This is a genomic window from Streptomyces parvus (assembly GCF_014648875.1).
GTDB classification, from domain to species: domain Bacteria; phylum Actinomycetota; class Actinomycetes; order Streptomycetales; family Streptomycetaceae; genus Streptomyces; species Streptomyces parvus.
Genome location: NZ_BMRY01000017.1, coordinates 21,553 through 47,923 on the forward strand (window position 1 = coordinate 21,553; position 26,371 = coordinate 47,923).

Consider the following 26,371-nt stretch of genomic DNA (forward strand, 5'->3'; position numbering starts at 1 on the left):
CTTGGTCCCTGACTTCTGATTCCTGCCACGAACCCCCAGGTGCCCCGGCGCCTGGGGGTTCGTGCTGTACGGGGGTGGGGCGGCGCGGCCCCACGGGATCAGGGCGCGGCGAGGTGTTCGGCGGCGTCCGTGCGGGCCCGGTCCCGGGATCTGCGTGCCGGGCCGGACCAGCCGCAGCTGCAGCGGGCCAGGCAGAACGAGCCTCGTTCGATCGTCGTGGCGCTGTGCCCGGCGGGCTGGTCCGGAGGGGGAGCCTCCGGCAGGGATGCGGACAGCGATACGGACAGCGATTCCGCTGGGGCGGGGGCGGTCCGGGCGGGGGTGCGCGGCGCGGCGGTGGTGCGAGCCGCGGCGGGGGAATCCTCATGCACTCATCCACGGTACTGGCCGCGGCGCCCCGTGGCGTGACGGGGGACGGCGGCGGTCGTTATGCGGAGCGGGTCAGGGCTCGGCCGGGCGGTAGTCGTTGGGGGTTGGCAGGCGATGGTGGTGCAGCAGTACGGAGACGGAGGCGGGGCCCGCGCTGTCCGCGCCCTCGCCGCGGCCGGGGTGATCGCGGTCACCGCCGGGTGCTTCGGCGGGGACGGGGGCGGTGGTGCGGGCGACGGGTCCGGGCAGCGTGCCGTGGCCGCCGCCGACCGGCCGCTCGATCTGCTCGGGCAGGCGGCGGACGTCCTCGTCGAGGCGGGCGGTGCGGAGACCCGTACGTCGATGGAGACGGCGGCCGGCGGTACGCGGGTGACGATCCGGGGGCAGGGGGCGTACGACTTCCGCAAGCAGATGGGGCGGCTCCGCGTGGTGCTGCCCAAGGACGCCGCCGGCAAGGACGCCGCGGGTGCGGGCGGCCACCGGCCGATCACCGAGCTGCTGGCCCCCGGCGCGCTGTACATGAAGAACCGCGGCGCCGGGGTGCCCGACGACAAGTGGGTCAGGATCGACACGACCGGGCTGAAGGACGGCAACCTCGTCACCGGCGGGGTCACCGACCCGATGGCGGCGGCCGAACTGCTGCGCGGCGCGGCCGATGTGACGTACTCGGGGAAGACCGAGCTGGCCGGAGTGACCGTCCATCGCTACCGGGGTGTCGCCGACCTGGGCCGGGCCGCCCGGGCCGCCTCGCCGCAGTCGCGCGGGGCGCTGAGCGCGGCGGCGAAAGGGTTCAGCAAGGACGCCGTGCCCTTCGACGCCTACCTCGACGAGGACGGCCGGCTGCGGAAGGTCCGGCACCGTTTCACCTTCTCCTCCGACGCCCGGGGCCCGGAGGTGTCGGTGGTCTCGACGCTGCTGCTGTACGGGTTCGGGCTGCCGGTCACGGTGACGCTGCCGGACGAGGACGCCATCTACACCGGCGAGATCCGGCAGGGCTGAGGGGTGCGGGATCTCACCGGAGAGAACCGGAGAGAACGGGGGGCCGGGCGGGGTGGGGGAGGCGCGGGTTACCGGGACGGGCCGGGGGTGGGACCGGTTGGGAGGGGGCTCAAAATGGTCCGTCCGTGCCATGCGCGGCACGTATCGCGCTCCCTAGGCTGGGATGTCGGTGTTGCCAGAGGCCGGTGACGGCCGGGAGGACGGCAGAGAGAGGTGACGCACGTGGTGACGCTCAGCGCGCCGAACGCTCAGGACTGTGTGGCCCTCGCCGAGATCGAGCTGTGCGGCGAGCTGATGATCGCCGCGTCGGCCGCGGGCGAGGAGCGCCTCAGTCCCGACCGTATCGACGAAGTGCTCGACGTCCGGGGTGCGGAGTCCTGGACGACGGTCCCCCGGCAGGCCGCCCGCCGGGGGTGACGCCGACGCCCGCGCTGCCGCGCATCACGTGCGCAGCAGCCGGGCGATCGCCTTCGTGGCCTCCTCGACCTTCGCGTCGATCTCCTCGCCGCCCTTGACCGCGGCGTCGGCCACGCAGTGGCGCAGGTGCTCCTCCAGCAGCTGGAGGGCGAAGGACTGCAGGGCCTTCGTGGACGCCGATACCTGAGTGAGTATGTCGATGCAGTAGACGTCCTCGTCGACCATGCGCTGAAGGCCGCGGATCTGGCCCTCGATCCGGCGCAGGCGTTTGAGGTGCTCGTCCTTCTGGTGGTGGTAGCCGTGGATGCCGCGGTCGTGGTCCGTGACGATGTCCACAGGTGCGGTCGCCCCCGTGCCCGGTGCGGCCACGTCAGCCGCGCCCGTCGCTTCCGCCCCCGTGATTCCGGCCCCGGCCCCGGTTCCGGTCGTGGTCATCTGCGTCCTCCCGTTGTCCTGATATACCCCTGCCGGGTATATCGTAACGAATCCCGCCGAAACGTGACCGGGGGTCCGTGTCGATCGCCCCGTTCGATGGGCGACACTGAAGAACGCCGGTTAGCCGTGGCCGGATGATGCGCCTAGCATCAGCCTGACCGAATCCAAAGCATCCCGAGGACCCCACGTGCGCTTTCGTCTGACCCCCAGGGAGACGAGCTTCTACGACATGTTCTCCGCCTCCGCGGACAACATTGTCACGGGCTCGAAGCTCCTGATGGAACTGCTCGGGGCGGATTCTGCCTCCCGAGTCGAGATCGCGGAGCGTATGCGGGCAGCGGAGCACGCGGGGGACGACGCGACCCACGCGATCTTCCACCAGCTGAACTCCTCCTTCATCACGCCCTTCGACCGCGAGGACATCTACAACCTGGCGTCCTCGCTCGACGACATCATGGACTTCATGGAGGAGGCCGTCGACCTGGTCGTCCTCTACCAGGTCCAGGAGCTCCCCAAGGGCGTCGAGCAGCAGATCGAGGTGCTGGCCCGGGCGGCGGAGCTGACCGCCGAGGCCATGCCGGGGCTGCGGACGATGGACAACCTCACCGAGTACTGGATCGAGGTCAACCGTCTGGAGAACCAGGCCGACCAGATCCACCGCAAGCTGCTGGCCCACCTCTTCAACGGCAAGTACGACGCCATGGAGGTGCTGAAGCTCAAGCAGATCGTGGACGTGCTGGAAGAGGCGGCTGACGCGTTCGAGCACGTCGCGAACACCGTGGAGACCATCGCGGTCAAGGAGTCCTGAACCTCGTGGACACCTTTGCGCTGATCGTGACCATCGGCGTCGCGCTCGGCTTCACGTATACGAACGGCTTCCACGACTCCGCGAACGCCATCGCCACCTCGGTCTCCACCCGGGCGCTGACCCCGCGTGCGGCTCTGGCGATGGCGGCGGTGATGAACCTGGCCGGCGCCTTCCTGGGCCAGGGGGTCGCCAAGACCGTCAGCGAGGGCCTCATCGCCACGCCCGTCGGGCAGAAGGGGATGGGGATCCTGTTCGCGGCGCTCGTCGGCGCGATCATCTGGAACCTGATCACCTGGTACTTCGGCCTCCCCTCCTCGTCCTCGCACGCCCTGTTCGGCGGCATGGTCGGGGCGGCGCTGGCCGGTGGCACGGACGTCATCTGGTCGGGGGTGCTGGAGAAGGTCGTCATCCCGATGTTCATCTCACCGTTCGTCGGCCTGATCGCCGGCTACCTGGTGATGGTCGGCATCATGTGGATCTTCCGGAACGCCAACCCGCACAAGGCCAAGCGCGGCTTCCGGATCGCGCAGACGGTCTCGGCGGCGGGCATGGCGCTCGGCCACGGCCTCCAGGACGCGCAGAAGACGATGGGCATCGTGGTGATGGCCCTGGTCATCGCCGACATCGAGGGCCCGAACGACGAGATCCCGGTCTGGGTCAAGATCGCCTGTGCGGTGATGCTCTCGCTGGGTACGTACGCGGGTGGCTGGCGCATCATGCGTACCCTCGGCCGCAAGATCATCGAGCTGGACCCGCCGCAGGGCTTCGCGGCGGAGACCACCGGCGCCTCGATCATGTTCGGTTCGGCGTTCCTCTTCCACGCGCCGATCTCGACCACCCACGTCATCACTTCCGCGATCATGGGTGTCGGCGCGACCAAGCGGGTGAACGCCGTGCGCTGGGGCGTCGCGAAGAACATCATCCTGGGCTGGTTCATCACCATGCCCGCCGCGGCCCTGGTCGCCGCGCTGAGCTATGGGGCCGTCCTGCTGCTCTTCGGCTGAGCGGCTCCGGTCGGTTACACGTGTGGGTCCGCCCCCGTACTCGTACGAGTACGGGGGCGGACCCTTTCGCCTTGTGGTGGCACCGCCATGCAGCACCGCAAGGCCGTATCGGGGGCGGGGAGCCGGGGAGGCTCAGCCGAAGCGGCCGGAGATGTAGTCCTCCGTGGCCTGGACCGACGGGTTGGAGAAGATCCGCTCCGTCTCGTCGATCTCGATGAGCCGGCCGGGCTTGCCGACCGCCGCGAGGTTGAAGAACGCGGTGCGGTCCGAGACACGGGCCGCCTGCTGCATGTTGTGCGTCACGATGACGATCGTGAAGCGCTCCTTCAGCTCGCCGATCAGGTCCTCGATGGCGAGGGTCGAGATCGGGTCGAGCGCCGAGCAGGGCTCGTCCATCAGCAGGACCTGCGGCTCGACCGCGATGGCGCGGGCGATGCACAGACGCTGCTGCTGGCCGCCGGAGAGGCCGGAGCCGGGCTTGTTGAGCCGGTCCTTGACCTCGTTCCAGAGGTTCGCGCCGCGCAGGGACTTCTCGACGATGTCGTTCAGCTCGCTCTTGCGGTAGCTGCCGTTCAGCCGGAGGCCCGCCGCCACGTTGTCGAAGATCGACATGGTGGGGAAGGGGTTGGGGCGCTGGAAGACCATGCCGACGGTGCGGCGCACGGTGACCGGGTCGACGTTGGAGGCGTAGAGGTTCTCGTCGTCCAGCAGCACCTTGCCCTCGACGCGGCCGCCGGGGGTGACCTCGTGCATCCGGTTGAGGGTGCGCAGGAAGGTGGACTTGCCGCAGCCGGACGGGCCGATGAAGGCCGTCACGGAGCGGGGCTCCACGGTCATCGAGATGTCCTCGATGGCCTTGTGGCTGCCGTAGTAGGCGGTGAGGCCGCTGATGTCGATGCGCTTGGCCATGGGAATCACTGCTTCTTTCGGGAGGTCGCTGATGGCCGCGTCAGCGACCGGTCTTCGGGGCCTTCCAGCGGGCGATGCCGCGGGCCACGAGGTTGAGGATCATGACGAAGGCGATCAGCACCAGGGCCGCTGCCCAGGCGCGGTCGTAGGACGCGGCCTCGCCGATCTTGTACTGCTCGTAGATGTAGAACGGCAGCGAGGACTGGGCGCCTTCGAAGGGGTTCGTGTTGATCAGCTGGCTGCCGAAGACCAGCAGGATGATCGGGGCCGTCTCACCGGCGATACGGGCGATGGCGAGCATGACGCCCGTGGTGATGCCGCCGATCGCGGTCGGCAGGACCACCTTCAGGATGGTGCGCCACTTCGGGACGCCGAGGGCGAGGGAGGCCTCGCGCAGCTCGTTGGGGACGAGCTTGAGCATCTCCTCGGTGGAGCGGACCACGACGGGGACCATCAGGATCGTCAGGGCGAGCGCGCCCATCAGGCCGGAGGGCTCCAGGCTGAACATCAGCATGATCGACAGGATGAAGAGACCGGCCACGATGGACGGGATGCCCGTCATCACGTCGACGAAGAACGTGACGGCCTTGGCCAGCGCGCCCTTGCCGTACTCGACGAGGTAGACGGCGGTCAGCAGGCCGAGCGGGGCGGAGATCACCGTGGCGATGCCGACCTGCTCCAGGGTGCCGACCAGCGCGTGGTAGACGCCGCCGCTGGCCTCGGAGCCGAGCACACCGGCCATCGAGTGGGTGAGGAAGTAGCCGTCGAGGCGCTCGGCGCCGCGGACGATCGTCGTCCAGAGCAGCGAGGCGAGCGGGACGACGGCGACCAGGAAGCAGACCCACATCACGCTGGTGGCGAGGCGGTCCTTGGCCTGGCGCTGGTTCTCCACGACCGTCGTGGCGACGTAGGAGATGGCCAGGAAGAACAGGGCCGAGATCAGGCCCCACTGGATGCGGCTCTCCCAGCCGGCGGCCAGCGAGAGGCCGACGCCGAGCGCGACCGAGACGACGGCGAAGCCGAGCGGCGCGAGGCGGGGCAGGGAGCGGCTGCCGAGGCTGCTCTTCGGGGAGGGCGGGGCGGGCGACGGGCGTTCCATGACGCCGGTGGGTGCGTGGCTCATGCGTTGGCCCCCGAGTACTCCTTGCGGCGGGCGATGATGAGCCGGGCCGCGCCGTTGACCAGCAGGGTGAGGACGAAGAGGACGAGACCGGAGGCGATCAGGGCGTCCCGCCCGAACGCGTCGGCCTCGCCGAACTTGGCCGCGATGTTCTGGGCGAACGTGCCGCCGCCCGGGTTGAGCAGGTGCAGCGAGATGAGGAAGTTCGGGGAGAGGACCGTGGCGACGGCCATCGTCTCGCCGAGCGCGCGGCCGAGGCCCAGCATCGAGGCGGAGATGATGCCGGAGCGGCCGAAGGGCAGCACGGAGAGGCGGATGACCTCCCAGCGGGTGGCGCCGAGCGCGAGCGCGGCCTCCTCGTTCATCTTCGGGACCTGGAGGAAGACCTCGCGGCTGACGCTGGTCACGATCGGCAGGATCATGATCGCGAGCAGGATGCCGACGGTGAAGAGCGAGCGGGCGACGCCGACCTCGGTCTTCTCGAAGATGTACGTCCAGCCGAAGAACTGGTCGAGCCAGAGGTTGAGGCCCTCCAGGTACGGCACGAGGACGAGGGCGCCCCAGATGCCGTAGACGATGCTGGGCACGGCGGCCAGCAGGTCGACCACGTACGCGATCGGGGCGGCCAGCTTGCGCGGCGCGTAGTGCGAGATGAACAGGGCGATGCCGACAGCGATCGGAACCGCGATGAGCATCGCGATGATCGAGCTGACGACCGTGCCGAAGAGCAGGACCGCGATGCCGAAGACCGGGGGGTCCCCGGCCGGGTTCCAGTCGAAGGTGGTGAGGAAGTTGCCCTCGTCCTTCGAGATGGCGAGCACCGAGCGGTAGGTGAGGAACACGGCGATCGACGCCATGATCACGAGCAGCAGGATGCCCGAGCCGCGGGAGAGGCCCAGGAAGATCTTGTCGCCCAGCTGCCCGGTGGACTTGGGGCGCCCGGCCCGTTCGGGCGGGGCCGGCGGGGCCGGTGGCATGTCTATGGGTGTGGTGGAAGCCATGGTCTTTCCGGTCTGTGTGGGGGAGCCGTGGCTCCCCTGGCGGCGGTGCACCGGATGGGCCGGGGCGGCCGGGTCCGGGTGGGGACCCGGCCGCCCCGGGGTGTTACGAGAGGGAGCCGATGGTCTCGCGGACCTTGGCGTTGATCTCGGCCGGGATCGGGGCGTAGCCGGCGTCGGTCAGGATCTTCTGGCCGTCGTCGGAGGCGGCGTAGGAGAGGAAGGACTTGACGGTGTCGAGCGTCTCGGGCTTGTTGCCGCTGTCGCAGACGACCTCGTACGTCACCAGGACCAGCGGGTAGGCGCCCTCGGCCTTGGTGGTGTAGTCGAGGTCGAGCGCCAGGTCCTTGCCGGTGCCCTTGACCTTGGCGGCGGCGATGGCCTTGGAGGCGTTCTCCGAGGTGGCCTGGACCGGGGCGGCGCCACCGGTGTTGATGTCCACGGTCGGGATGGACTGCGACTTGGCGTAGGAGAGCTCGAAGTAGCCGATCGCGCCGTCGACCTGCTTCACCTGGGCGGCGACGCCGGACGAGCCGGACGCGGCCTGGCCACCGGGGGCCGGCCACTTCTTCTCGGCCTCGTACTTCCAGTCGTCCGGAGCCGCGGCGCCGAGGTACTTGCCGAGGTTCTGCGTGGTGCCGGAGTCCTCGGAGCGGTGGAAGGCCTGGATCGCCTTGTCCGGCAGGTCGACGCCGTCGTTCAGCTTGGCGATCGCCGGGTCGTTCCACTTCTTGATCTTGCTGTCGAAGATCTTCGCGAGGGTCGGGGCGTCCAGCGTGAGCTTGTCGACACCCTCCAGCTTGAAGCCGATCGCGACCGGGCCGCCGACCATCGGCAGGTTGATGCCCTGGCCGGTCTTGCACATCTTCTTGGAGTCGGCGACCTCTTCGGGCTTCAGCGCCGAGTCGGAGCCGGCGAAGCCGACGGTGCCCTGGTTGAAGGCGACGATGCCCTCACCGGAGGAGGACGAGTTGTAGTTGATCTCCACACCGGAGCAGGCGGCCATGTAGTTCTTGACCCAGAGGTCCATGGCGTTCTTCTGAGCACTGGAGCCGGAAGCGCGCAGCTGGCCCTTGGCCTTGCCGCAGTCGACGTCCGACGCGGCGGTCGTCTTCTCGCCGGTGCCGGCCGTGCCGCCGCCCGTGTTGTCGTCCGAACCGCACGCCGTGAGGACCAGGGCGCCGGAGACGGCGAGGGCACCGAGCGCGGTGGCACGAAGCCGGTTCTTGCGCTGAAGCTTCACTTTCGGGTGTTCCTTCCAGGAGCCGCCGTGGTTGTCTCGTTCTACGACGGCGTGCGATGAGGAGGGGTGCTGTGGCTTGCCGCCGCGCACCTTGTACGTCCGAAATTAGGCAGAACAGGTGAAGCCGCCGACGGGGGAGAGTGAACGGCAGGTGAACCGTGTCGGGCAGGCGGGTGCGGGGCCGGTCCGGAGTGCGGTTCAGGACGCGGGCAGGACGTCCAGGAACGCGGTCAGCTGCCGGACGTCGCGGGGCTGGGTGAGCCGGGCGCGGGCGGCGTCGGGGGCCAGCCACAGGATGCGGTCGACCTCGTCGTTGGCGGTGAACGAGCCGCCCGTCGCCTCGGCCGCCCAGTACGCGACCTCCTTGGGCCGGCCGTCCACCGGATAGCGGGAGGCCGGCAGCGGCTCGCCGAGGGCGCAGTGGTGCCCGGTCTCTTCCAGCACTTCCCGTACGGCGGCGGCGCGCGGGTCCTCGCCGCGCTTCAGCTTGCCCTTGGGGAAGGACCAGTCGTCGTAGCGGGGGCGGTGGACCAGGCAGACCTCCACGCCGCCGCTGCCCGGGGCGCGGCGCCACAGCACGCATCCCGCGGCGCGGATCACGGGGCCGCGGGGGTCCTCGTTCGCGGGGCCGTGCGGGTCGCCGCTCATGGCGCCGTCAGGGCCGTGGCGTACGGCCAGGTCTCGCGGAACACCGCCCGCGCCGCCTCCACCTCGTGGCGCTGGTCCGCGTGGAGCACGCCCAGCGCGTACGCCGTGGCCGGGGCGATCCGGGGGGTGCGGGCCGCCGCTGCCGCCGCCGCGGCCGCCTCCACCGCGTCCCGGTGCAGATCCAGGGCGTGCCCGCAGGAGGCGAGGGACGGGGCGGCGGCGCCGAGGACGACCTCGTGGGCGTACCGGTGGAGCCGCAGCAGCAGCCGGGCCTGGTGCCACGCCGCGTCCTGCGCCTCGTTGTACGGCTCGGAGTCGGCGGGCGGGAGGGCGGCCACCGCGGTGAGGAGGCGTTGCTCGGCGCGTTCGGCGGGCTCCAGCAGGGCCTCGGCGGTGCGGCCCGTGGTGCCGGGGGCCAGCGGTACGTCGGAGGCCAGGAGCGCGACGGCGTCGGCGACCGCGTGGAACCGGGAGGAGCCGAGCGCCTGGAGGGCCGCGGAGTGCGACCGGGTCCGGGCGAGGGTGAGGCGGCGTTCGAGCAGCGCCCCGGCGCGCGCGGCCCCGACCCCGAGGGCGGCGCGGCCCTGGGCGTCGGACGCGGCGGCTTCCCCGGCGGCCCTGGCCCCCCGGGCGGCGGGGAGGGCGGGGCCGGAGAGCTGGTGCAGGGCCTCGACGAGCCGGGTGAGCCGGTTCGCGTAGGCGTGTTCGCGGGCGAGTACGCCGGAGAGCCAGGCCAGCTCGGCGCGGAGCTGGTCGGCCCAGTGCGGGTCGAGGGCGGCCCGGAAGGTGTGCAGGGAGCCGCTGATCCGGCGGGCCGCGCGGCGCAGTGCGCGGGTGGCGGCCGCGGCGTCGTGGCCGCCGGACTCGGCGGGGGCGCTGTGCTCGTGGTGCAGGCGCAGGCTGCGCAGGAAGTCGGCGGCCTGCCCCCGGAGGTAGGGCGCGAGGACCGCCTCCGTGGTCAGGTCCCCGGCGGGGTGGCCTTCGGCGGTGGGCCCGGTCCCGGTGGGGTGGCGGTCCTGCTCTTCGGCCTTGCCCGGCGGCGGGCCCACCGTGGCGTCGGCGTCCGTGCCGGTGCCGGTCCCCGGGGCGGGACCCGTGGTCGGCCGGGTCGTCGTCTGCTGGTCAGGGCGTCGCACGCCTGCGCCTCCGGGCGTCGATGAGCATTTCCTGGACGTGCCGCAGCGGCTGGCCGTCCGCGTCCGTGGCGTGCCGGGTCCAGTTCCCGTCGGGGCCCAGGTGCCAGGAGGAGGTGGTGTCGGCCATACCGGTCTCCAGGAGTCGGCTGAGTGCGGCGCGGTGGGCGGGGTCGGTGACCCGGACCAGGGCTTCGATCCGGCGGTCGAGGTTGCGGTGCATCATGTCGGCGCTGCCGAACCACACCTCGGGCTCGCCGCCGTTGCCGAAGGCGAAGATCCGGGAGTGTTCGAGGAAGCGGCCGAGTATGGAGCGGACCCGGATGTTCTCGGAGAGCCCGGCGACCCCGGGGCGGATCGCGCAGATCCCGCGCACCCAGATGTCGACGGGGACGCCCGCCTGGGCCGCCCGGTAGCAGGCGTCGATGATCGCTTCGTCGACCATCGAGTTGACCTTGAACCGGACGTAGGCGGGGCGGCCGGCCCGGTGGTGGGCGATCTCCTTGTTGATCCGGGCGATCAGCCCGTCGCGCAGGGACTTCGGGGCGACCAGCAGGCGGCGGTAGGTCTCGCGGCGCGAGTAGCCGGAGAGCCGGTTGAACAGGTCGGAGAGGTCCGCCCCGACCTGCGGGTCCGCCGTGAGCAGGCCGAGGTCCTCGTACAGCCGGGCCGTCTTCGGGTGGTAGTTGCCGGTGCCGACGTGGGAGTAGCGGCGCAGGGTGTCGCCCTCCTGGCGGACGACGAGGGAGAGCTTGCAGTGGGTCTTCAGCCCGACGAGGCCGTAGACGACATGGCAGCCCGCCTCCTCCAGCTTGCGGGCCCACTTGATGTTGGCCTGCTCGTCGAAGCGGGCCTTGATCTCGACGAGGACGAGGACCTGCTTGCCGGATTCGGCGGCGTCGATCAGGGCGTCCACTATCGGGGAGTCGCCGGAGGTCCGGTACAACGTCTGCTTGATGGCCAGCACGTCCGGGTCGCCCGCCGCCTGCTCCAGGAACGCCTGGACGGAGGTGGAGAACGAGTCGTACGGGTGGTGGAGCAGCACGTCCCGCTCGCGCAGGGCGGCGAAGATGTCGGGCGCGGAGGCGGACTCCACCTCGGCCAGGTCCCGGTGGGTGCCCGCGACGAACTTCGGGTACTTCAGCTCGGGCCGGTCCAGCGAGGCGATCGCGAACAGCCCGGTCAGGTCGAGCGGGCCGGGCAGCGGGTAGACCTCCGCGTCGGACACCTTCAGCTCGCGGACCAGCAGGTCCAGCACGTACGGGTCGATGGACTCCTCGACCTCAAGACGCACCGGCGGGCCGAAGCGGCGGCGCATGAGCTCCTTCTCCAGTGCCTGGAGCAGGTTCTCCGCGTCGTCCTCCTCGACCTCCAGGTCCTCGTTCCTGGTGACCCGGAACATGTGGTGCGCCAGCACCTCCATCCCCGGGAACAGCTCCTCCAGGTGCGCCGCGATGACGTCCTCGATGGGCACGTACCGCTGGGGCGAGGCCTCCAGGAAGCGGGTCAGCAGCGGCGGGACCTTGACCCGGGCGAAGTGGCGGTGGCCGCTGACCGGGTTGCGGACGACGACGGCGAGGTTGAGGGAGAGCCCGGAGATGTACGGGAAGGGGTGTGCGGGGTCGACGGCCAGCGGGGTCAGGACCGGGAAGACGCGCTGCCGGAAGAAGGTGAACAGGCGGGCCTGCTCCTTCTCGGTCAGGTCCGGCCAGCGGATCAGCTGGATGCCCTCGTCGGAGAGGTCCGGGGCGATGTCCTGCTGGAAGCAGGCGGCGTGCCGGGCCATGAGCTCCCGCGAGCGGGTCCAGATCAGGTCCAGGACCTCGCGGGGCTGGAGGCCGGAGGCGGAGCGGGTGGCGACGCCGGTGGCGATGCGGCGCTTGAGGCCGGCCACCCGGACCATGAAGAACTCGTCCAGGTTCGAGGCGAAGATGGCGAGGAAGTTGGCCCGCTCCAGGATGGGCGTGGCCGGGTCCTCGGCCAGCTCCAGGACCCGTTCGTTGAACGCGAGCCAGCTGCGCTCGCGGTCCAGGAAGCGCCCCTGGGGCAGCTCGTCGCCGTCCCGGTCGGGCTCGTAGGCGTCCGCGTCGGCGTCGAGGTCGGGATCCAGGTCGGCGGCGGTGGAGAAGCTGACCCCGTTGGACGCCGGGGTGGCGTGCGGCCGGTGCGCGGCGAGCGAGCCGACCGACGGCTGGGCGGTGGGCTGGACGGGGACCTCGGAGCTGGGCTGCTGGCTCATGGACCTATTGTTCCGCGCGGAACGCTCCTCAGGCGCGTCGGAGCCCGGAAAGATCGCGGAAGCACCCGGAAACCCGGGGTCACGGCCGGGGGAGCCTTGAGCGGCGTTTCCCCTGGCTCTCCCGTTGCGGCGGGGGGCGGGCACAGCTGGCTGCATCCCGTGAGGGTCGCAAGGGCGTCTGAATGGCCGGTAACGGCGACATGACGTACAGGAAGCGGTGTGCCTGCGGGTGGGCCTCGCGGTCACTCTACGTGTTCGACGCGGAGGGGTGTGCGCCGGGCCGGTGTACGTGTACGTGTCCGTCGGGGTGTGCGCCGGGCCGGTGTACGTGCTCGTCGTCCGGGCCCCCCCCTCGTGGGGCCCGGACGACGGGTCTCGCCGGAGTTCCCGCTCAGCCGTGGAGGCGGCGCAGGACCCGGAAGGCGGCGAACACGGCGAGGGCGGCGAGGGCGAGGAGGATGCCGGTCTCGACGAGCTGGAGGGGCCAGTAGTGGGAGGAGGGGTGCACCTCGGTGAAGTGGAGGACCCCGCCCCGGGCGCGCATACAGGCCTCGGCGCTCCCCGCCATGTCGGTGCCGAAGCAGTCCTGCCAGTACAGCTTCCGGCCCGACGCCGTGAGCATGCCGGAATCCAGATGCCAGTCGCCGCCGCTGAGCGTCAGGGGGCCTTCGCCCTGACGGAGGACGTGCGGCCACAGTTCGTAACGCCTCTTGCCCAGACCGAGGGCGACCGTCCCGAGGACGAGCCCGGTGAGGGACATGGACAGCAGCGTGCGGCGGACGAGCACCGCGCACAGCGCGCCCACCGCCACGGCCAGCAGCGCGAAGCCGAGAAGGGCGGGACCGGTGCCGGGGAAGACGCCGGATGCGTTCCAGTGGGTCAGGTGGGAGTACGGGTATCCGCGGAGCGCCCGGAGCCCCCAGCGGTAGACGCCGATCAGGACCGTCAGCCCGACGACCGCGAGCGCGGCGGGCACGGCCAGCCGGGCGGCGAGCCAGTGGGCGGGGGAGACCGACTGCGCCCAGGCCAGCCGGAAGGTGCCGCTCTCCAGTTCACGGGCGATCAGCGGTCCGGCGACGAAGACGCCGATGAGCCCGGCCAGCAGGAGCAGCACCGTGCCGCCGTCGCCCAGGAAGACCTCGGTGGACGTACGGGCGTAGCTGGGCTGGTAGACGGAGCCGCCGCACGGGGTGATGTCGCCGTCCGCGCACAGCTCCTTCGCGGAGGCCATCCAGACACGGAGCGCGACGACGATGCCGATGCCCAGGACCAGCAGGGCGGCACCCGCCCACAGGGCCTTGCGGTGCACCCGAAGCACCACCCGTACAGACCCCCGCAGGGTGCCGGGCGTAGTGGCGACGGCCTCGGTCTTCGGGCGGGTGAGGGTGCTCATGCCGACACCGCCTCCGCCCGCGTCCCGGCCGCCGCAGCGCTCGGCGTCAGCAGCGGCGGAGCCTCCGGGGAGCGGAGGTGGGCGAGCAGCAGTTCCTCCAGGGTGGGCTGGGTGACGGCCCAGGTGGCGGTGTCCACGGGGCCCTCCTTCCTGACGAGCGCGGTGAGCTGACGCCCCGTCGTGCGGGACTCGACGACGGTGTGCGGGGCCAGGTCGCGGGCCTGGCCGGTGAGCAGGACGTGGGCGGAGACGATGTCCTCGGCCTCGCCGCCGAGCCGGACGCGTCCGCCGTCGACGAACAGGAGGTAGTCGCAGGCGCCCTCCAGCTCGGTGAGGATGTGCGAGGACATCACGATCGTGGTGCCGTGCTCGGCGGTCTCCGCCATCAGCACGCCCATCAGCTCGTGCCGGGCGAGAGGGTCGAGGTCGGCCATCGGCTCGTCCAGCAGCATCAGTTCGGGCCGCTTGCCGAGCGCGAGGGCCAGCGCGAGCCGGGTGCGCTGCCCGCCGGAGAGCGCCCGGACGCGGGCGGTGCGCGGCAGCGTTCCGGCGATCCGGTCCGCGGTGGCGCGGTCCCACCGCCCGGGGTTCAGCTCGGCCCCGGCCCACAGCGTGTCCGCGACGGTGAGCTGTGGGTACAGCGGCTTGTCCTGGGCCACGTAGGCGATCCGGTCGCGGACGGCGGCGGGATCGGTGGAGCCCAGGACGGCGAGGGAGCCGGCGCCGGGGCGGTCCAGGCCGGCCGCCAGGTTCAACAGGGTCGACTTGCCGGCGCCGTTGGGGCCGACGAGGGCGCAGACGCGTCCGGTGGGCAGCCGGAACGAGCAGTCGTGCAGGGCGCGGTGGCCGCCGCCCCTGCGCCCGTAGGTCTTTCCGAGGCCGTGTGCCTCGATCGCGACGCCGGTCATCGTTCCTGGTCCCCCTCGTGTGAACGGCCCACGGAATCCGTGCCGTTCGTGCCATTCGTGCTGTACGTGCTGTCCAGTACGGCGGTGAAGAGCGCGCCGACGTCGTCCTTCTCCAGTCCGGCCGCTCGGGCCCGGCGGGCCCAGTCGGCGAGTTCCGTGCGCAGGGGCGCGTCGGCGGCGGTCGCGTCGGGCGCGCCGCCCAGCGTCCGGCGGACGAAGGTGCCGAGCCCCCGGCGGGCCTCGACGAGGCCTTCGCGCTCCAGCTCCCGGTAGGCCTTGAGGACGGTGTTCGGGTTGATCGCGGTGGCTTCCACGACCTCGCGGGCGGCCGGCAGCCGGTCGCCCGGTTCGAGCACGCCCAGGCGCAGGGCCTGCTTCGTCTGCTGGACGATCTGGAGGTAGGTGGCGACGCCGCTCCGCCGGTCGATACGGAACTCGATCGCTGCGGATTCTGCTGCCATGCGCAGAACCACCCTTTCACTAATTGAGTAGTGAAAGGGTGGTGCAAAGAAGGGGCGGCGTCAAGTGACGCCGCCCCGAACAGGTCTGACGGAGGGTTCAGGACTCGGTGCGGTACATCAGGTCCACCTCGTGGGTGGTGAAGCCGATGCGCTCGTACACCGTCACGGCCGCCGTGTTGTCCGCGTCCACGTAGAGCATCGCGGTGGGCAGCGCCTGGGCGGCGAGGTGGTGCAGGCCGATGGAGGTCAGCGCCTTGCCGAGGCCGCCGCCCTGGGCCTCGGGCAGGACCCCGACGACGTACACCTCGCCGACCTGCTCCTCGGCGTGCACCTTCGTCCAGTGGAAGCCGACGATCTCCCCGTCCCGCTCGGCCAGGAAGAAGCCCTTCGGGTCGAACCAGGGCTCCGCCTTGCGGTCGTCCAGGTCCTGCTGGGTCAGCGACCCCTGCTCGGGGTGGTGAGCGAAAGCGGCGCGGTTCACGGCGAGCCAGGCGGCGTCGTCCCGACCCGGCTCGAAGGTCCGTACGGTGACGCCCTCGGGCAGCACCGGCTCGGCGAGGTCGAGCGGGATCAGGCTCCGCCGCAGCTGGCGCAGTTCGCGGAAGAGGGAGAGGCCGAGCACCTGGGCCAGGTGGCGGGCCGCGGAGGTGCCGCCGTGCGCCCAGACCCGCAGCCGCTTGCCGGTCGCGGCGAGGAGGGCGGCCCCGAGCGCCCGGCCGTGTCCGCTGCCGCGCCGGTCGGGGTGGACGACCAGCTCGGCGGCCGGGGCCTCGACCGGGTCGGTGTCCTCCAGCTGGGCGTATCCGGCGAGTACGCCGTCGACGGTGAGCAGGAAGTGCCGTACGCCGTCGCGGTGTCCGCCCCGGATCCGGAGCCTGCCCTGCTCGGAGACCGCCTGTCGGCTGTCAGACGCGGCCGCCTCGGCGAGCAGCGCGAGGACGACCTCGGCCTGTGCGGGGCCGAGTGCGTCGAGGGCCTGAATCTCGCGTCCGGGGGCGGGGAGGGGTGCGTCAGTCGTCATGCCTCCGAGCGTACGGCGAGGGCGAGCCCGGTGGGGCGCGCGGCGGGGCGGGTACGCGGACGGGCGCCTGCGGCGGGGAGTTCGGCCCTCTGCGGCACGCAAAGGAGCCATATGGAGCCATGTGGCCGGATGGCAACCAGTCCGTAACCCCGAACACCTGTTGCGCTACGCGCGTTGACTCTAGGCTGCGGCTCGCAGGACGCAGTACTGAGACCACTGAACTGACACACAAGGGGACCGATGTCAGCGACTCCACAGAAGAACCGCGCTTCCCGGCGGGTGCTCGCCGCCGCGGCCGGTCTGGTCACCGTGGGCGCGCTCGTCGCCGCGATGCCGGCCGGGGCCCATGACCGGGGCCACGGGCACGGCGGCGGACACGGGCACGGCCACAAGCCCCGTACCGTCGACGTTCAGTTGCTGTCGTTCAACGACCTGCACGGCAACCTGGAGCCGCCGGCCGGTTCGGCGGGGAACGTCTCGAAGACGCACCCCGACGGCACGGTCGAGTCGATCCCGGCCGGTGGCGTCGAGTACCTGGCGACCTCGCTGCGCACCGCGCGCAAGGGCAACCCGTACTCCGTCACGGCGGCCGGCGGTGACATGGTCGGCGCGAGTCCGCTGCTGTCGGGGCTGTTCCACGACGAGCCGACGATCGAGGCGCTGAACAAGCTCGACCTGGACGTCACGGCGGTCGGCAACCACGAGTTCGACGAGGGCGCCACCGAGCTGGCCCGCCTCCAGAACGGCGGCTGCCACCCGGTCGAGGGCTGCTACGAGGAGGGCAAGAAGTTCAGGGGAGCGGACTTCCCCTACCTCGCGGCCAACGTGACCAAGGAGAAGACCGGCAAGCCGCTGCTGAAGCCGTACACCGTCTGGAAGAAGAAGGGCGTCAAGATCGGCTTCATCGGAGTGACCCTGGAGGGCACCCCGGACATCGTCACGGCCAACGGCGTCAAGGGCCTGAAGTTCCACGACGAGGTCGAGACGATCAACAAGTACGCCCGCGAGCTGGACCGCAAGGGCGTCAAGTCGATCGTGGCGCTGATCCACGAGGGCGGCGCCCCGGCCTCCACCTCGTACAACTACGACTGCGACAGCCCCGGCGCGGGCGACGGCATCTCCGGCCCCATCGTCGACATCGCCAAGGGCATCACGCCGAAGGTGGACGCGCTGGTCACGGGCCACACCCACCAGGCGTACGTGTGCACGGTCCCCGACCCGTCCGGCAAGCCGCGCATGGTCACCTCGGCGTCGTCGTTCGGCAAGCTGTACACGGACACCACGCTGACCTACGACCGCCGCACCAACGACATCGTCCGTACGTCGGTGAAGTCGGCGAACCACGTCGTGACCCGGGACCAGCCCAAGGCCCCCGACATGACCCGCCTCATCGACCGCTGGAACAAGCTCGCGGCGCCGATCGCGAACAAGCCGCAGGGCTGGATCAGCGCCGACATCAACGGCCGCGGCTCCACGGCTCCCGAGAAGCCGCTCGGCAACGTCATCGCCGACGCCCAGCTCGAAGGCCTCGCCCCGGCCGACAAGGGCGGCGCGGAAGTCGCGTTCATGAACCCGGGCGGTATCCGCGCGGACCTGGTGCACAAGGCGTCCGGCAGTGAGGGCGACGGGGTCGTCACCTACGGCGAGGCGTTCACCGTGCAGCCGTTCACCAACATGATGAACGTCGTCGACCTGACCGGCGCCCAGCTGGTCACCGCGCTCCAGCAGCAGGTCAGCGGACCGAACGAGGCCAGCCCGAAGATCCTCCAGGTCTCCAGGGGCCTCACCTACACGCTCGACCTGACGAAGAGCGGCGCGGACCGCGTGGTCGCCGACACCATCAAGCTGAACGGCGAGGCCATCGACCCGGCGCGCACCTACCGGGTCGCGATGAACGAGTTCCTCGCGGGCGGTGGCGACGGCTTCCCGGCCCTCGGCCAGGGCACGAACAAGCTGGTCGGCGCGTCCGACCTGGACCTGTTCAACGCCTACCTGGCGGCCCACTCCACGGCCACCGCCCCGCTGGCCCCGCCGGCGACGGACCGGATCACGGTCATCCAGTAAGCACGGTGTGACGTGTGGGGGAGGGGCGGCGGGCCTGCGGGCCGGCCGCCCCTTCCTGTTGCCCTTCTTGGCGACGCTTGTTGACCCTTAAAGTAGGCAGCCGGTTGTAGGCGGTCGGCTGTCGGACCCACCAAGGAGAACCCCCGGGTGAGCAACGTACTGAGGATGAACAGCGGCCACCGAAAGGTCCGGAGCCTCACCCCGCCGCCGACGGTCGAGGACACCATCGACTTCTTCGACGGGTCGGGCACGCACAGCGTGGTGGCCCGCCCGGAGCGCGAACTGCCTCCGGGCGGCGTCCCCGCCTACCTGGCGGCCCGGAAGACCGGTTTTCGCTCGTTCGTGCTGTGGTCCGACGAGCACCGCCGCGAACGGGTGGCGACCGTGGTGACCCGGTCCGCCGACGGCGGGGTCGCCACCTTCCAGGTCCTGGGCCCCCAGGGCGAGTTGATCGGCACGATCGTGCGCGAGAAGGCGCTCCGGGGGCGTGGCCTGCGGACCCGCTGGACCGTCAGCCAGCCGGGTGGCCCCGAGATGGTGGGGTACAAGGGGCGGATCGTGTGGTGGTTCGTGTGGTGGCTGTGCCTGCCCCTGATGGTGGTGCTCGTCGTCATCACGGTGTTCGACAGCGTCCCGGGGAACGAGGGCGGGGCCGCGCGTGCCCCTCGGCGTATCCGTTGGCGGGCGGCCGGCCGGATGCCCCTGGAGTTCCGCTCGGGCGGCGACAAGCTGCATCTGCACGCTCCGGAGGTGGACTGGCGGCTGGGCGCGGCCCTGGTCGCCCTGGTGCGCAGCTTCAGCGCGGTGAACTGGGACGGCCAGAAGACGTGACCCGTGGCGGGGTGGTGTTCCGGGGCGGCGCGGCGTAGAACTGGGCCCATGTCCGCCCAGCAGCCGCCGCCCCCGCACCGCCCCCACCCGCCTGGCACGTCCGGTGCGCCCGGTGTGCCCTGGGGGTTCGTGCAGCCCCGGCCCCGGGAGGTGACCGCCGACTACCGCTGCAAGGCGGCAATCCTCACCTGGTCCGCGATCGTCGTGGGGGCCCTCATGGCGGTGGCGCTCGTGGTGAGCGTCGTCTTCCTCGTACGGGCGGACCAGGACACGAGAAACGCGGCCTACGGCTACCTCGCCCTCGTCCTCTGGGTCGGCATCGCCGCCGCAGTCCCGGTCCTGCTGGCCCTCGCGATCCCCGCCGCGCGCATGCGGCGGCGGGTGAGGGAGCCGCAGCGCTAAGGGCTGCCCGGCGGATCAGGCGGCGACGCGTACGTCCTCGCCCCGGTACTCGCGGATTTCGCGGCAGTCGCGGCAGTGGCCGGGGGTGGGGGAGCGGAAGGCCCGGTCGCAGTCGTCGCAGGTCTGGAAGGGCGTGACGACGATGCGGGGGCGGGCGGGGACGACCAGGTCGCGTGCTCCGGGGAGCGGTGGGGGCAGCAGGGCGGTCAGCCGGTGCTTGAGGAGTTTGACGGGGTGACGGAGGGGTTGGGGCAGGTCGTCGGTGAGCGTGCGGCGGATGGTGTCGGGGTGCGCGTCGCGTTCGAGCCAGGTGGCGACTGCGGGGGCGAGTTGACGGATGTCGTCCTCGGAGAGGGTGAACTGGGGTGCGTGGCGGCGTAGATCGCTGAGGAGCGCGGTGGCGGCGCGGTCGAGCTCAGCGGTGAGCTCGCTGGGCTGGGGGAGCGGCGGGCGCGGCGGCTTGGGGGCGGTCGGGGGTGGTACGAGCGGTACGAAGGGCGGGGGAGGCGGCGGGGGCGGTACGGGAAGGGAGCCGGGGGGTAGGGGCGGTGCAGGCGCCTGTTCGGGCTCCGGGCCCGGCTCCGGGTCCGGGCTCGGCTCCGGCTCCGGCTCGGGGTTCGGGTCCGGGTCGGTCTCCGGCTCCGGGGCGGTCGCCGGGTCTGATTTCGGCGCATGAGCTGGGGGCTGCGCTGAAGGCTGCGCCCGTGCCTGGGGCTGTGCCGGGACCGGGACCGAAACCGGGATCGGGACCGGGATCGGGACCGGTGCGGGCATCTGGCCGCGAGGGCGCAGCAGTTCGGCGGGCTGGTTGCAGAACACCGTGCGGGTGGCGACCTTCTTGCCGGGCAGTCGGTGGAGGAAGCGTTGCAGGTAGCCGTGGGCTTCGAGTTCGTGGAGGGCGGCGGCGATGCGCTTCTCGCCTTCCCGGCAGCGGGCGGCGAGAGCCTTGATGCTGATCTCGGTGCCCTGCGGCAGGGATTGGATGCGTACGGCGAGTCCGACGGCGGTGCAGCTGAGGTCGGGGTGCTGGGCGAGGTGGTTGCCGACGACGGTGAAGCGGTCGGTGTGGGGGATGGTGATGTGGATGACGCCTCGGGTGGGGAGAGGTCCGGGAACCTCCGCCAGGGCGCGGGTGAGGGCAGTATTCTGCTTGGTATCCATCGGGAAGTGGTGTCTTCCTTGTTGGCCAGGCCCTCGGTTGGGATTGCAGTCCCGGTCGGGGGCCGACGTATGTCGGGTGTTGGTACTGGCGTGAGCATATGCCGGGCAACCCGCCGAAAAGCGAGCTGAGTTGGGAAATGTCACCCGTGTGAGTGATGCAGCCGCGAAAGCCCCCGGGAGCTTGACCATGTGCCCTGGGACGCGTCAGGTTCCCGCCAGGTCGGGTTGGGTCGGGTTGGGTTCTTTCTCTTGGTTCTTTAGTAGTTAGCGTCGCGCCTCACCGCGTCGCGGCGGCGCACGATCCGGTGAGCGCTTTACGGGCGGTGTACCGGGTCGCGGCGGCGCACGACCCGGTAGGAGCTTCGCGGATGGAGCGACTGGCGAGGCGCGATCCATGCGCCTTATAGGGTTGTTCGGAAAATCTTGGCGGGCCGAGTACCGCCGGAAATGCCCAGCACGGGGGAATGATGCGCAAGGTACTTATCGGGGCGAGCTTCGCCATGGCCGCGGTCCTGATCACGGGATGCGCCGCGGAGGAGCCCGCGAAGGACAGCAAGGCGAAAGGCCCGGCCGCGGAGGCCACCGGGAAGCCCGAGGAATCCGGCGGAAACGGTGAAGGCACCCCGCACGAGGTGACGATCGAGGTCAAGGGCACAGGCGCGAGCACCGTCATGTACACCCTCGACGACTCCGACTTCGAGCAGATCACCCTGCCCTGGAAGAAGACGGCCACCATCGCCGCGCGAGGTGCGGAGCGCGAGGTGGGCCGCCTGGTGATCCTCACCCCCGGCCATGTGACCCTGCCGGACGGCAAGCTCGGCGCGGGACAGTGCTCGATCACCGTCGACGGCAAGAAGGTCGTGGAGAGCGAGGAAGGCTCGGGCAAGCCCTGCTCGTACAAGCTCAAGTAGACCTCTGCGAGCATGCCCGTATGAGAATCTCTGCGGTGCTCTTCGACGTGGACGGGGTCCTGCTGGACTCGGCAGGTGTGCACCGCAAGGTCTGGGACGCGTGGTCGGCGGCGCGGGGCCTGGACCCGGAGAAAGTGTGGGAGCTGACGTTCGGGCGGCGTCCTGAGGACACGGTCAGGGACGTGGCCGCGCATCTGGACCCGGCGGCCGAACGGAGGGCGCTCGACCGCCTGCTGGCCCAGGAGATGGGCGACATCCAGCCGGTCGAGGGAGCCCCCGACCTGCTGGAGTCGCTGTCCGGCAGCCCGTGGGCCATTGTGACCTCCGGCGCCCGGGACTTCGTGGAGGCCGGGTTCGCCGCGACGGGCCTGCCTCTCCCCGCCGTACAGGTCTACGGCAGCGACGTAATCCACGCGAAGCCCGCCCCGGACTGCTTCGCCCTGGCAGCGTCCCGCCTCGGGGTCCCCGCATCGGAGTGCCTGGTCGTGGAGGACGCGCCCGCGGGCATCCAGGCGGCGGTGGCGGCCGGCTGCGTCCCCGTCGGCCTGACGACGACGCACACGGAGGAGGCGCTGAGGCAGGCGCGTGCGTGCGTGGCGTCGCTGGCGGACGTACGGGGTCTGCTGACCGGGTACGGGTTCGGGGGCGGCCGCTCGTGAGGTGAGGTGGGGTACGGGTGCTGGCCCCACCTTTGATCATCGGGACAGCTGGATGGTCGGGAGGACGTCTGTCGGGGACCGTGAAGTGGTCCCGAGCAAGTCGTCCACAGAGAAGGCAAGATCGTGCGCGTCATCACGGCCACCGCCGGCGCCCTGGCCCTCGCCGCCCTCGCCGGCGGAGGCACGTCAGCCACCACCACCTCCACCTCCACCGCCTACAAGCCGACCGTTGACGGATTCTGGAGGATGGATGGCTACGGCACGGTGCTGGCCATCCGGAACGGAACCTTCCAGGAGTTTCAGACCACCGCCGTCAGCTGCGTCGAGGGCGACTCCGCGCGCCGGACCGGTCCCGGCACTTACACCGCACCCGACGGCACGGTCATCACCGTGCGCACCTCGGGCCACCGCGACCATGCGTCGATGCGGGCCGACGGCTCTGTCGGTGACCGGAAGCTACGCCGGATCGGGGAGCTGCCCGAGGCCTGTACGCGTCCGGCCGACGGCGGTCCGCTCGCCGCCTTCGACGTCTTCTGGCAGTCCTTCGAGGAGAACTACCCCTTCTTTTCTGCCAAGGGCATCGACTGGAACGCCGTACGCGAGCAGTACCGGCCCAAGGTGGACGCGAAGACGACCGAGGACGAGCTCTTCGATGTCTTCAGTGACATGGTCCGGCCGTTCCACGACGCCCACGTCGCCGTTCAGCACGGCGACAGCGTCTTCGCCCAGCCCCGCCCCGGAACGACCGTGCCTACCGGGGAACTGGACACGAAGGTCAAGAAGTTCATCATGGAACGCGACCTGAAGGACGCACGGAATCTCCAGGAGTTCGCCAACGGACGCATCACCTACGCGGACCTCCCTGGCGGTCAGGGCTACCTGCGGATCTCCGGCTTCGGTGGGTACGCGGGCGAGGACACGTCGTACGCGGCCCAACTGGCAGAGCTGGAAACGGCACTGGACACGGCGCTCGGCAAGGATCGCCCCCGTCGCCTGAAGGGCCTGATCATCGACCTGCGGATCAACGGCGGCGGTTCCGATGCCCTGGGCATCCACATCGCTGAGCGCCTCACCGACACCCCGTACGTCGCCTACGCCAAGCGGGCCCGCAACGACCCCGCCGACCCCAGCCGGCACACCCGCCCCCAGCCTGCGTACGTCCTACCTGCCCAGGGTCCCCACTACACCGGCTCGATCGCCGTGCTGACCGGCGGCTCGACCTTCAGCGCGGGCGAGACCTTCACCCAGGCCCTCATGGACCGGCCCGGCAGAACGGTCCGGATCGGGCAGCCCACCCAGGGCGTCTTCTCGGACGTCATGATGCGCAAGCTCCCCAACGGAATGTCGGCCTACCTGCCGAACGAGGAGTTCCTGACGAGTTCGGGCCGGACCTTCGACGGCACCGGCATTCCGCCGCATCTCACCGAACCGGTCTTCACGAAGGAGGAGTTCGACCGGAAGAAGGACTCGGCCTTCGACAGGGCCGTGAGTGTCCTGCATAACCATGGCGGTTCTGGCAGCTGACGCGAACAGGGCGGCCGGCGCGGTCCCAGCGGGAGCCCTGGGGACCATCAGAACCGGCAATCACGCGGGATGGAAGAACCTGGCGTCCCCTTCCCGGCTGTGAGGACCTGCACGGCGTCCGCGGGAACCGGAAAAGGAGTCTCCGGACTTCGGGTCCCGCAACGTCACCTGGCCGTCGACCACTCCGAACGAGCCGTGACGCGGTCAGGGTCTCAACGCTGCCCACTCGCGGGAAACGGCACCCTGGTGTCCGCGCAGGAGAGCGGACAGGCTGTTGGGTCCATGGGTCATCAATGCCCATAGAGCGCTGATTTCCCGCGCGCCGGACCACGCCCCGCCCGCCGTCGGAGTGCGGAAGGGAAGGACGCCGATGCCCCGGGCCGCGAAGGGATCGGGCCTCAAGTACCGCATGCCTCCGGTTCCGCACAGGTAGCTGGTGGCGACCATCGAGGCCGCGAGGTCTGCCAGCCTCTCGGATCGGCCGGTACGCGCGGGCAGTGTGTCGCTGTGGACGATTCGGCCTCGCCAGCCGAGCAGATCGAGAAGTAGCCGTGTGGAGGCCTCCGTGACCTCGGCGGTGCTTTCCGTGTCCTTCATGAGATCGAGAAGCGGCTGGAGTGCTTCGCTCAAGCAAGCCCAGTGCGGGCTGGTTCCGTAGTGCTGTTGGAGGGACAGCAGCAGCTTGCGGCGGGACCTCGCCGGGTCGACAACCCTGGCTTCCTTGATGAGTGTCGGTCTGCCGCGTGGAAGGTGGGTCGGGAGGGTCAGCCAGTGGCGGTGCTGCGGATCGAGCAGTGATCCGAGGCGGGCTCGCTGTTGGTAGTCCCGGCGGGCGAACTGGACGTCATTCAGGACGACCCAGTAGTCCGCCGCGTACAGCTTGGCGAGCGTGGACAGACGGGGGAAGAGATTGGGCTGGTGGATGGCGCAGAGGGGGCCGGCCGGGGGCCTGGACGTTCGGTCAGTCGGAGAGCAGCCAGGTGTCGTAGCCGCGTTTCCGGAGGCGTTCGAAGGCGTCGCGGACATGTTCCGGAACCTCCTGCTCGATGGCGAAGCCACGGCGGGGATATTCCATGACTCGGTGCGTGTCGCCCATCATCATGGAGATGAATTCCGCCTCGTCGTCCTGTTCCTTGGCGTACTCGTCAAAGGCCACCGGCTGGGAAGCGCACACGGGGTCGACCTCCGGCCACTGCTTGCGGCAGGTGGCGTACGCGCGGCGCTGCATGTAGGGCATGGAGATCAGCAGAACCGAATGCATCGTCCTCCCGTCGCCCGTCAGCACCGTGCGGCCGAAGCGGATGTTCTCCCCGGTGTTGGTCGCATACGGCTCCAGCAGGGTGGCCTCTTCCGGCACCCCCAGGGCGATCGCTCTCTCCCGGAAGTGGACTGCCTCGCCCCGGGGAAACCGCCTGCTTGTGCCCGGCATGATGCCGCCCGAGAAGGCCACTACGGGAAAGAGCCGGGCCCGGTAGAGATCGGCTGCTGCGGCGGCGACCCCGATGTCGCAGCCGCCCAGGGCCAGTGCCGCCGAACATGGGCGGACCGGCTGCTTCAGTACATTGAAGTTCCAGAGGATTCGGGCATCACCTCTGTCCGCGCCGGTGATCGAGGTCATGCGCACTCCTGGGCTTCGCGGATTGCTTCGATGCTGCGCAGTTGGTGCCCCAGCCCGTGCTGACCGGCGGTGGCAGCTGCTCCGGCGAGGGTTGTCCGTCCTTCGCCGGCGGTTGCCGGGTCGGACAGCAGAATGTGCGCGTGAGCGGTGTCGAGCTGTACATGCTCCAGCGGGGAGTTCGGACGTCCGGTCGAGCGTGCTGTCTCGATGTAGCGGAGGGCGTGGATGAGGTCGCCCGCTCCACGATGGGCCAGAGCGAGCTTCTGCTGGGCCACCGCCCAGTCCACCGGTTCCGTGAGGTCGTAGAACTCCCGGGCCGCCGCCCGCATGAGGACGATGGCCGAGTCGGCTCGGCCCTGTTTGGACAGGGCTGTGCCGATCCAGAGACGGGCCCGCACGCGGTCGAGCCTGCTGAGGCGGTCGTCCTCGGCCAGCGCCTCGTAGCGGGATGCCGCAGATTCGAGTCGGCCTGACATCTCTTCGACGACGGCCAGTGACAGCTCGATCTGGGCCGCACGGCGTGGGATGCGGAGGCCGATGAACAGGCTGCGCGCGTCTGCGTACAGACGCGCCGCCGTGATGAGGTCGCAGACCGTGCCCTGCAGGCGTCTCATATCGCCGAACAACGTCAGAGTCCGGCCGTACAGATACTGACCTCGCTCGTCCAGTTCACCAGGCAGTACTTGGTGCAGCCACCGGTCGAGCAGGGTGCGGGCGAAGGTGAAGTCCTGTCGGCTCAGACAGACCATCGCCCGCTCCAGGTCCTCGGCCCATGTCTCGTGATCCCCGAGGGACGGAACCGGCGGCCTGCGGGGCCGGTGCGTCAGACCGTCGCTGTCCAGCAGGCGCTCGAAGCGCTCCTGCACGGCGGGCTCGGCCCGGGCGAGAACGGTGTCGAGTATGGCCTGGCTGTCGGCCTGCGGAGTCGTTTCTGAGAGCAGCTTCTCCCATTTGGCAACGGTGTTGACCGCCACGCCGAGGTGCTCCGCGAAGCCGCGGATACTCTTTCGCAGCGCCTTGCGCAGAGCCCGGGCCTCCAGGCCGCTCCACTGGTGCACGGTGGCCACGTCTTGCTCCTCTCCGGCCGTCATGGAAT

27 protein-coding genes are annotated in these 26,371 nt (G+C 70.6%); 10 read left to right on the forward strand and 17 right to left on the reverse strand.

What is annotated here, in order from left to right; all coding sequences use genetic code 11:
* Window positions 1-98: 98 nt before the first annotated feature.
* Window positions 99-371, reverse strand: coding sequence for a hypothetical protein (locus IE140_RS33620; RefSeq protein WP_189461013.1), 273 nt, complete (start codon window positions 369-371; stop codon window positions 99-101).
* Between the two features lie 112 nt (window positions 372-483).
* On the opposite strand from IE140_RS33620, the gene IE140_RS33625 reads away from it, so the two are divergent.
* Entirely contained in the window at window positions 484-1,368 is an 885-nt protein-coding gene (locus tag IE140_RS33625; RefSeq protein ID WP_189460997.1) for an SCO4651 family lipoprotein, read from the forward strand.
* A gap of 213 nt (window positions 1,369-1,581) precedes the next feature.
* Entirely contained in the window at window positions 1,582-1,785 is a 204-nt protein-coding gene (locus IE140_RS33630; RefSeq protein WP_093445249.1) for a hypothetical protein, read from the forward strand.
* 24 nt (window positions 1,786-1,809) lie between these two features.
* On the opposite strand, the gene IE140_RS33635 is transcribed toward IE140_RS33630, so the two are convergent.
* Window positions 1,810-2,220 (reverse strand): metal-sensitive transcriptional regulator, encoded by a 411-nt coding sequence (locus IE140_RS33635; RefSeq protein WP_093445250.1) that lies wholly within the window; start codon window positions 2,218-2,220, stop codon window positions 1,810-1,812.
* A 187-nt stretch (window positions 2,221-2,407) separates the two neighbouring features.
* Between IE140_RS33635 and IE140_RS33640 the strand changes: the two genes are divergently transcribed.
* A complete protein-coding gene (locus IE140_RS33640) occupies window positions 2,408-3,028 on the forward strand; it encodes a DUF47 domain-containing protein (protein ID WP_003968094.1) in 621 nt (206 codons plus the stop codon).
* Between the two features lie 5 nt (window positions 3,029-3,033).
* Window positions 3,034-4,032 carry an inorganic phosphate transporter gene (locus tag IE140_RS33645; RefSeq protein WP_093445251.1) on the forward strand — a complete coding sequence of 333 codons (999 nt, stop codon included), beginning with the start codon at window positions 3,034-3,036 and terminating at the stop codon, window positions 4,030-4,032.
* 132 nt (window positions 4,033-4,164) lie between these two features.
* Here the strand turns inward: IE140_RS33645 and pstB are convergent, their stop codons facing one another.
* The 11 genes from pstB to mshD form a co-directional block, all read right to left on the reverse strand.
* Complete coding sequence (gene pstB, locus IE140_RS33650; protein WP_032766252.1) at window positions 4,165-4,941, reverse strand: phosphate ABC transporter ATP-binding protein PstB; 777 nt, start codon at window positions 4,939-4,941, stop codon at window positions 4,165-4,167.
* 40 nt (window positions 4,942-4,981) lie between these two features.
* Window positions 4,982-6,064: a phosphate ABC transporter permease PstA gene (gene pstA, locus IE140_RS33655; protein ID WP_189460999.1), complete on the reverse strand. Its 1,083-nt coding sequence runs from the start codon at window positions 6,062-6,064 to the stop codon at window positions 4,982-4,984.
* Window positions 6,061-7,062 (reverse strand): phosphate ABC transporter permease subunit PstC, encoded by a 1,002-nt coding sequence (gene pstC, locus IE140_RS33660; protein WP_032766255.1) that lies wholly within the window; start codon window positions 7,060-7,062, stop codon window positions 6,061-6,063. The genes pstA and pstC overlap by 4 nt, the downstream gene beginning before the upstream one ends.
* A gap of 103 nt (window positions 7,063-7,165) precedes the next feature.
* The gene (gene pstS, locus IE140_RS33665) at window positions 7,166-8,302 is read right to left on the reverse strand and encodes a phosphate ABC transporter substrate-binding protein PstS (protein WP_093445253.1); all 1,137 of its coding nucleotides are present in this window, start codon (window positions 8,300-8,302) and stop codon (window positions 7,166-7,168) included.
* 198 nt (window positions 8,303-8,500) lie between these two features.
* A complete protein-coding gene (locus IE140_RS33670; RefSeq protein ID WP_093445254.1) occupies window positions 8,501-8,950 on the reverse strand; it encodes an NUDIX hydrolase in 450 nt (149 codons plus the stop codon).
* Window positions 8,947-10,086 carry a CHAD domain-containing protein gene (locus tag IE140_RS33675; RefSeq protein WP_150197002.1) on the reverse strand — a complete coding sequence of 380 codons (1,140 nt, stop codon included), beginning with the start codon at window positions 10,084-10,086 and terminating at the stop codon, window positions 8,947-8,949. The genes IE140_RS33670 and IE140_RS33675 overlap by 4 nt, the downstream gene beginning before the upstream one ends.
* Entirely contained in the window at window positions 10,073-12,322 is a 2,250-nt protein-coding gene (locus tag IE140_RS33680; protein ID WP_109179179.1) for an RNA degradosome polyphosphate kinase, read from the reverse strand. Before IE140_RS33680 ends, IE140_RS33675 begins: the two co-directional genes overlap by 14 nt.
* A 391-nt stretch (window positions 12,323-12,713) precedes the next feature.
* Window positions 12,714-13,715: an ABC-2 membrane transporter-related protein gene (locus IE140_RS33685; RefSeq protein ID WP_150197001.1), complete on the reverse strand. Its 1,002-nt coding sequence runs from the start codon at window positions 13,713-13,715 to the stop codon at window positions 12,714-12,716.
* Window positions 13,712-14,623: an ABC transporter ATP-binding protein gene (locus IE140_RS33690; RefSeq protein WP_150197000.1), complete on the reverse strand. Its 912-nt coding sequence runs from the start codon at window positions 14,621-14,623 to the stop codon at window positions 13,712-13,714. Before IE140_RS33690 ends, IE140_RS33685 begins: the two co-directional genes overlap by 4 nt.
* Entirely contained in the window at window positions 14,620-15,084 is a 465-nt protein-coding gene (locus tag IE140_RS33695) for a GntR family transcriptional regulator (RefSeq protein ID WP_109179176.1), read from the reverse strand. Before IE140_RS33695 ends, IE140_RS33690 begins: the two co-directional genes overlap by 4 nt.
* Window positions 15,085-15,181: 97 nt before the next feature.
* The gene (mshD, locus tag IE140_RS33700; protein ID WP_150196999.1) at window positions 15,182-16,105 is read right to left on the reverse strand and encodes a mycothiol synthase; all 924 of its coding nucleotides are present in this window, start codon (window positions 16,103-16,105) and stop codon (window positions 15,182-15,184) included.
* Window positions 16,106-16,345: 240 nt separating this feature from the next.
* On the opposite strand from mshD, the gene IE140_RS33705 reads away from it, so the two are divergent.
* The 3 genes from IE140_RS33705 (at window position 16,346) to IE140_RS33715 (ending at window position 19,402) form a co-directional block, all read left to right on the forward strand.
* Entirely contained in the window at window positions 16,346-18,169 is a 1,824-nt protein-coding gene (locus IE140_RS33705; RefSeq protein WP_150196998.1) for a bifunctional metallophosphatase/5'-nucleotidase, read from the forward strand.
* Between the two features lie 147 nt (window positions 18,170-18,316).
* On the forward strand, window positions 18,317-19,000 hold the full coding sequence (locus tag IE140_RS33710) for a hypothetical protein (protein WP_189461001.1): 684 nt from the start codon (window positions 18,317-18,319) through the stop codon (window positions 18,998-19,000).
* 48 nt (window positions 19,001-19,048) lie between these two features.
* Window positions 19,049-19,402, forward strand: coding sequence for a hypothetical protein (locus tag IE140_RS33715; RefSeq protein ID WP_189461003.1), 354 nt, complete (start codon window positions 19,049-19,051; stop codon window positions 19,400-19,402).
* 15 nt (window positions 19,403-19,417) lie between these two features.
* Here the strand turns inward: IE140_RS33715 and IE140_RS33720 are convergent, their stop codons facing one another.
* Window positions 19,418-20,563, reverse strand: a complete 1,146-nt coding sequence (locus tag IE140_RS33720) for a hypothetical protein (protein WP_189461005.1) — start codon at window positions 20,561-20,563, stop codon at window positions 19,418-19,420.
* A gap of 467 nt (window positions 20,564-21,030) precedes the next feature.
* Here IE140_RS33720 and IE140_RS33725 point away from each other — a divergent pair, with 467 nt between their 5' ends.
* The 3 genes from IE140_RS33725 (at window position 21,031) to IE140_RS33735 (ending at window position 23,657) form a co-directional block, all read left to right on the forward strand.
* Window positions 21,031-21,474 carry a hypothetical protein gene (locus IE140_RS33725; protein WP_093445373.1) on the forward strand — a complete coding sequence of 148 codons (444 nt, stop codon included), beginning with the start codon at window positions 21,031-21,033 and terminating at the stop codon, window positions 21,472-21,474.
* Between the two features lie 20 nt (window positions 21,475-21,494).
* A complete protein-coding gene (locus IE140_RS33730; RefSeq protein WP_150193503.1) occupies window positions 21,495-22,133 on the forward strand; it encodes an HAD family hydrolase in 639 nt (212 codons plus the stop codon).
* Between the two features lie 123 nt (window positions 22,134-22,256).
* Window positions 22,257-23,657 carry a S41 family peptidase gene (locus tag IE140_RS33735; protein ID WP_229827019.1) on the forward strand — a complete coding sequence of 467 codons (1,401 nt, stop codon included), beginning with the start codon at window positions 22,257-22,259 and terminating at the stop codon, window positions 23,655-23,657.
* Between the two features lie 204 nt (window positions 23,658-23,861).
* Here the strand turns inward: IE140_RS33735 and IE140_RS33740 are convergent, their stop codons facing one another.
* The 3 genes from IE140_RS33740 to IE140_RS33750 are packed head-to-tail and all read right to left on the reverse strand — an operon-like array spanning window position 23,862 to window position 26,342.
* Entirely contained in the window at window positions 23,862-24,683 is an 822-nt protein-coding gene (locus tag IE140_RS33740) for a WbqC family protein (protein WP_150193502.1), read from the reverse strand.
* Window positions 24,619-25,275, reverse strand: a complete 657-nt coding sequence (locus IE140_RS33745) for a YdcF family protein (RefSeq protein WP_189461007.1) — start codon at window positions 25,273-25,275, stop codon at window positions 24,619-24,621. The genes IE140_RS33740 and IE140_RS33745 overlap by 65 nt, the downstream gene beginning before the upstream one ends.
* Complete coding sequence (locus IE140_RS33750) at window positions 25,272-26,342, reverse strand: helix-turn-helix domain-containing protein (RefSeq protein ID WP_088576002.1); 1,071 nt, start codon at window positions 26,340-26,342, stop codon at window positions 25,272-25,274. The genes IE140_RS33745 and IE140_RS33750 overlap by 4 nt, the downstream gene beginning before the upstream one ends.
* Window positions 26,343-26,371 lie beyond the last annotated feature (29 nt).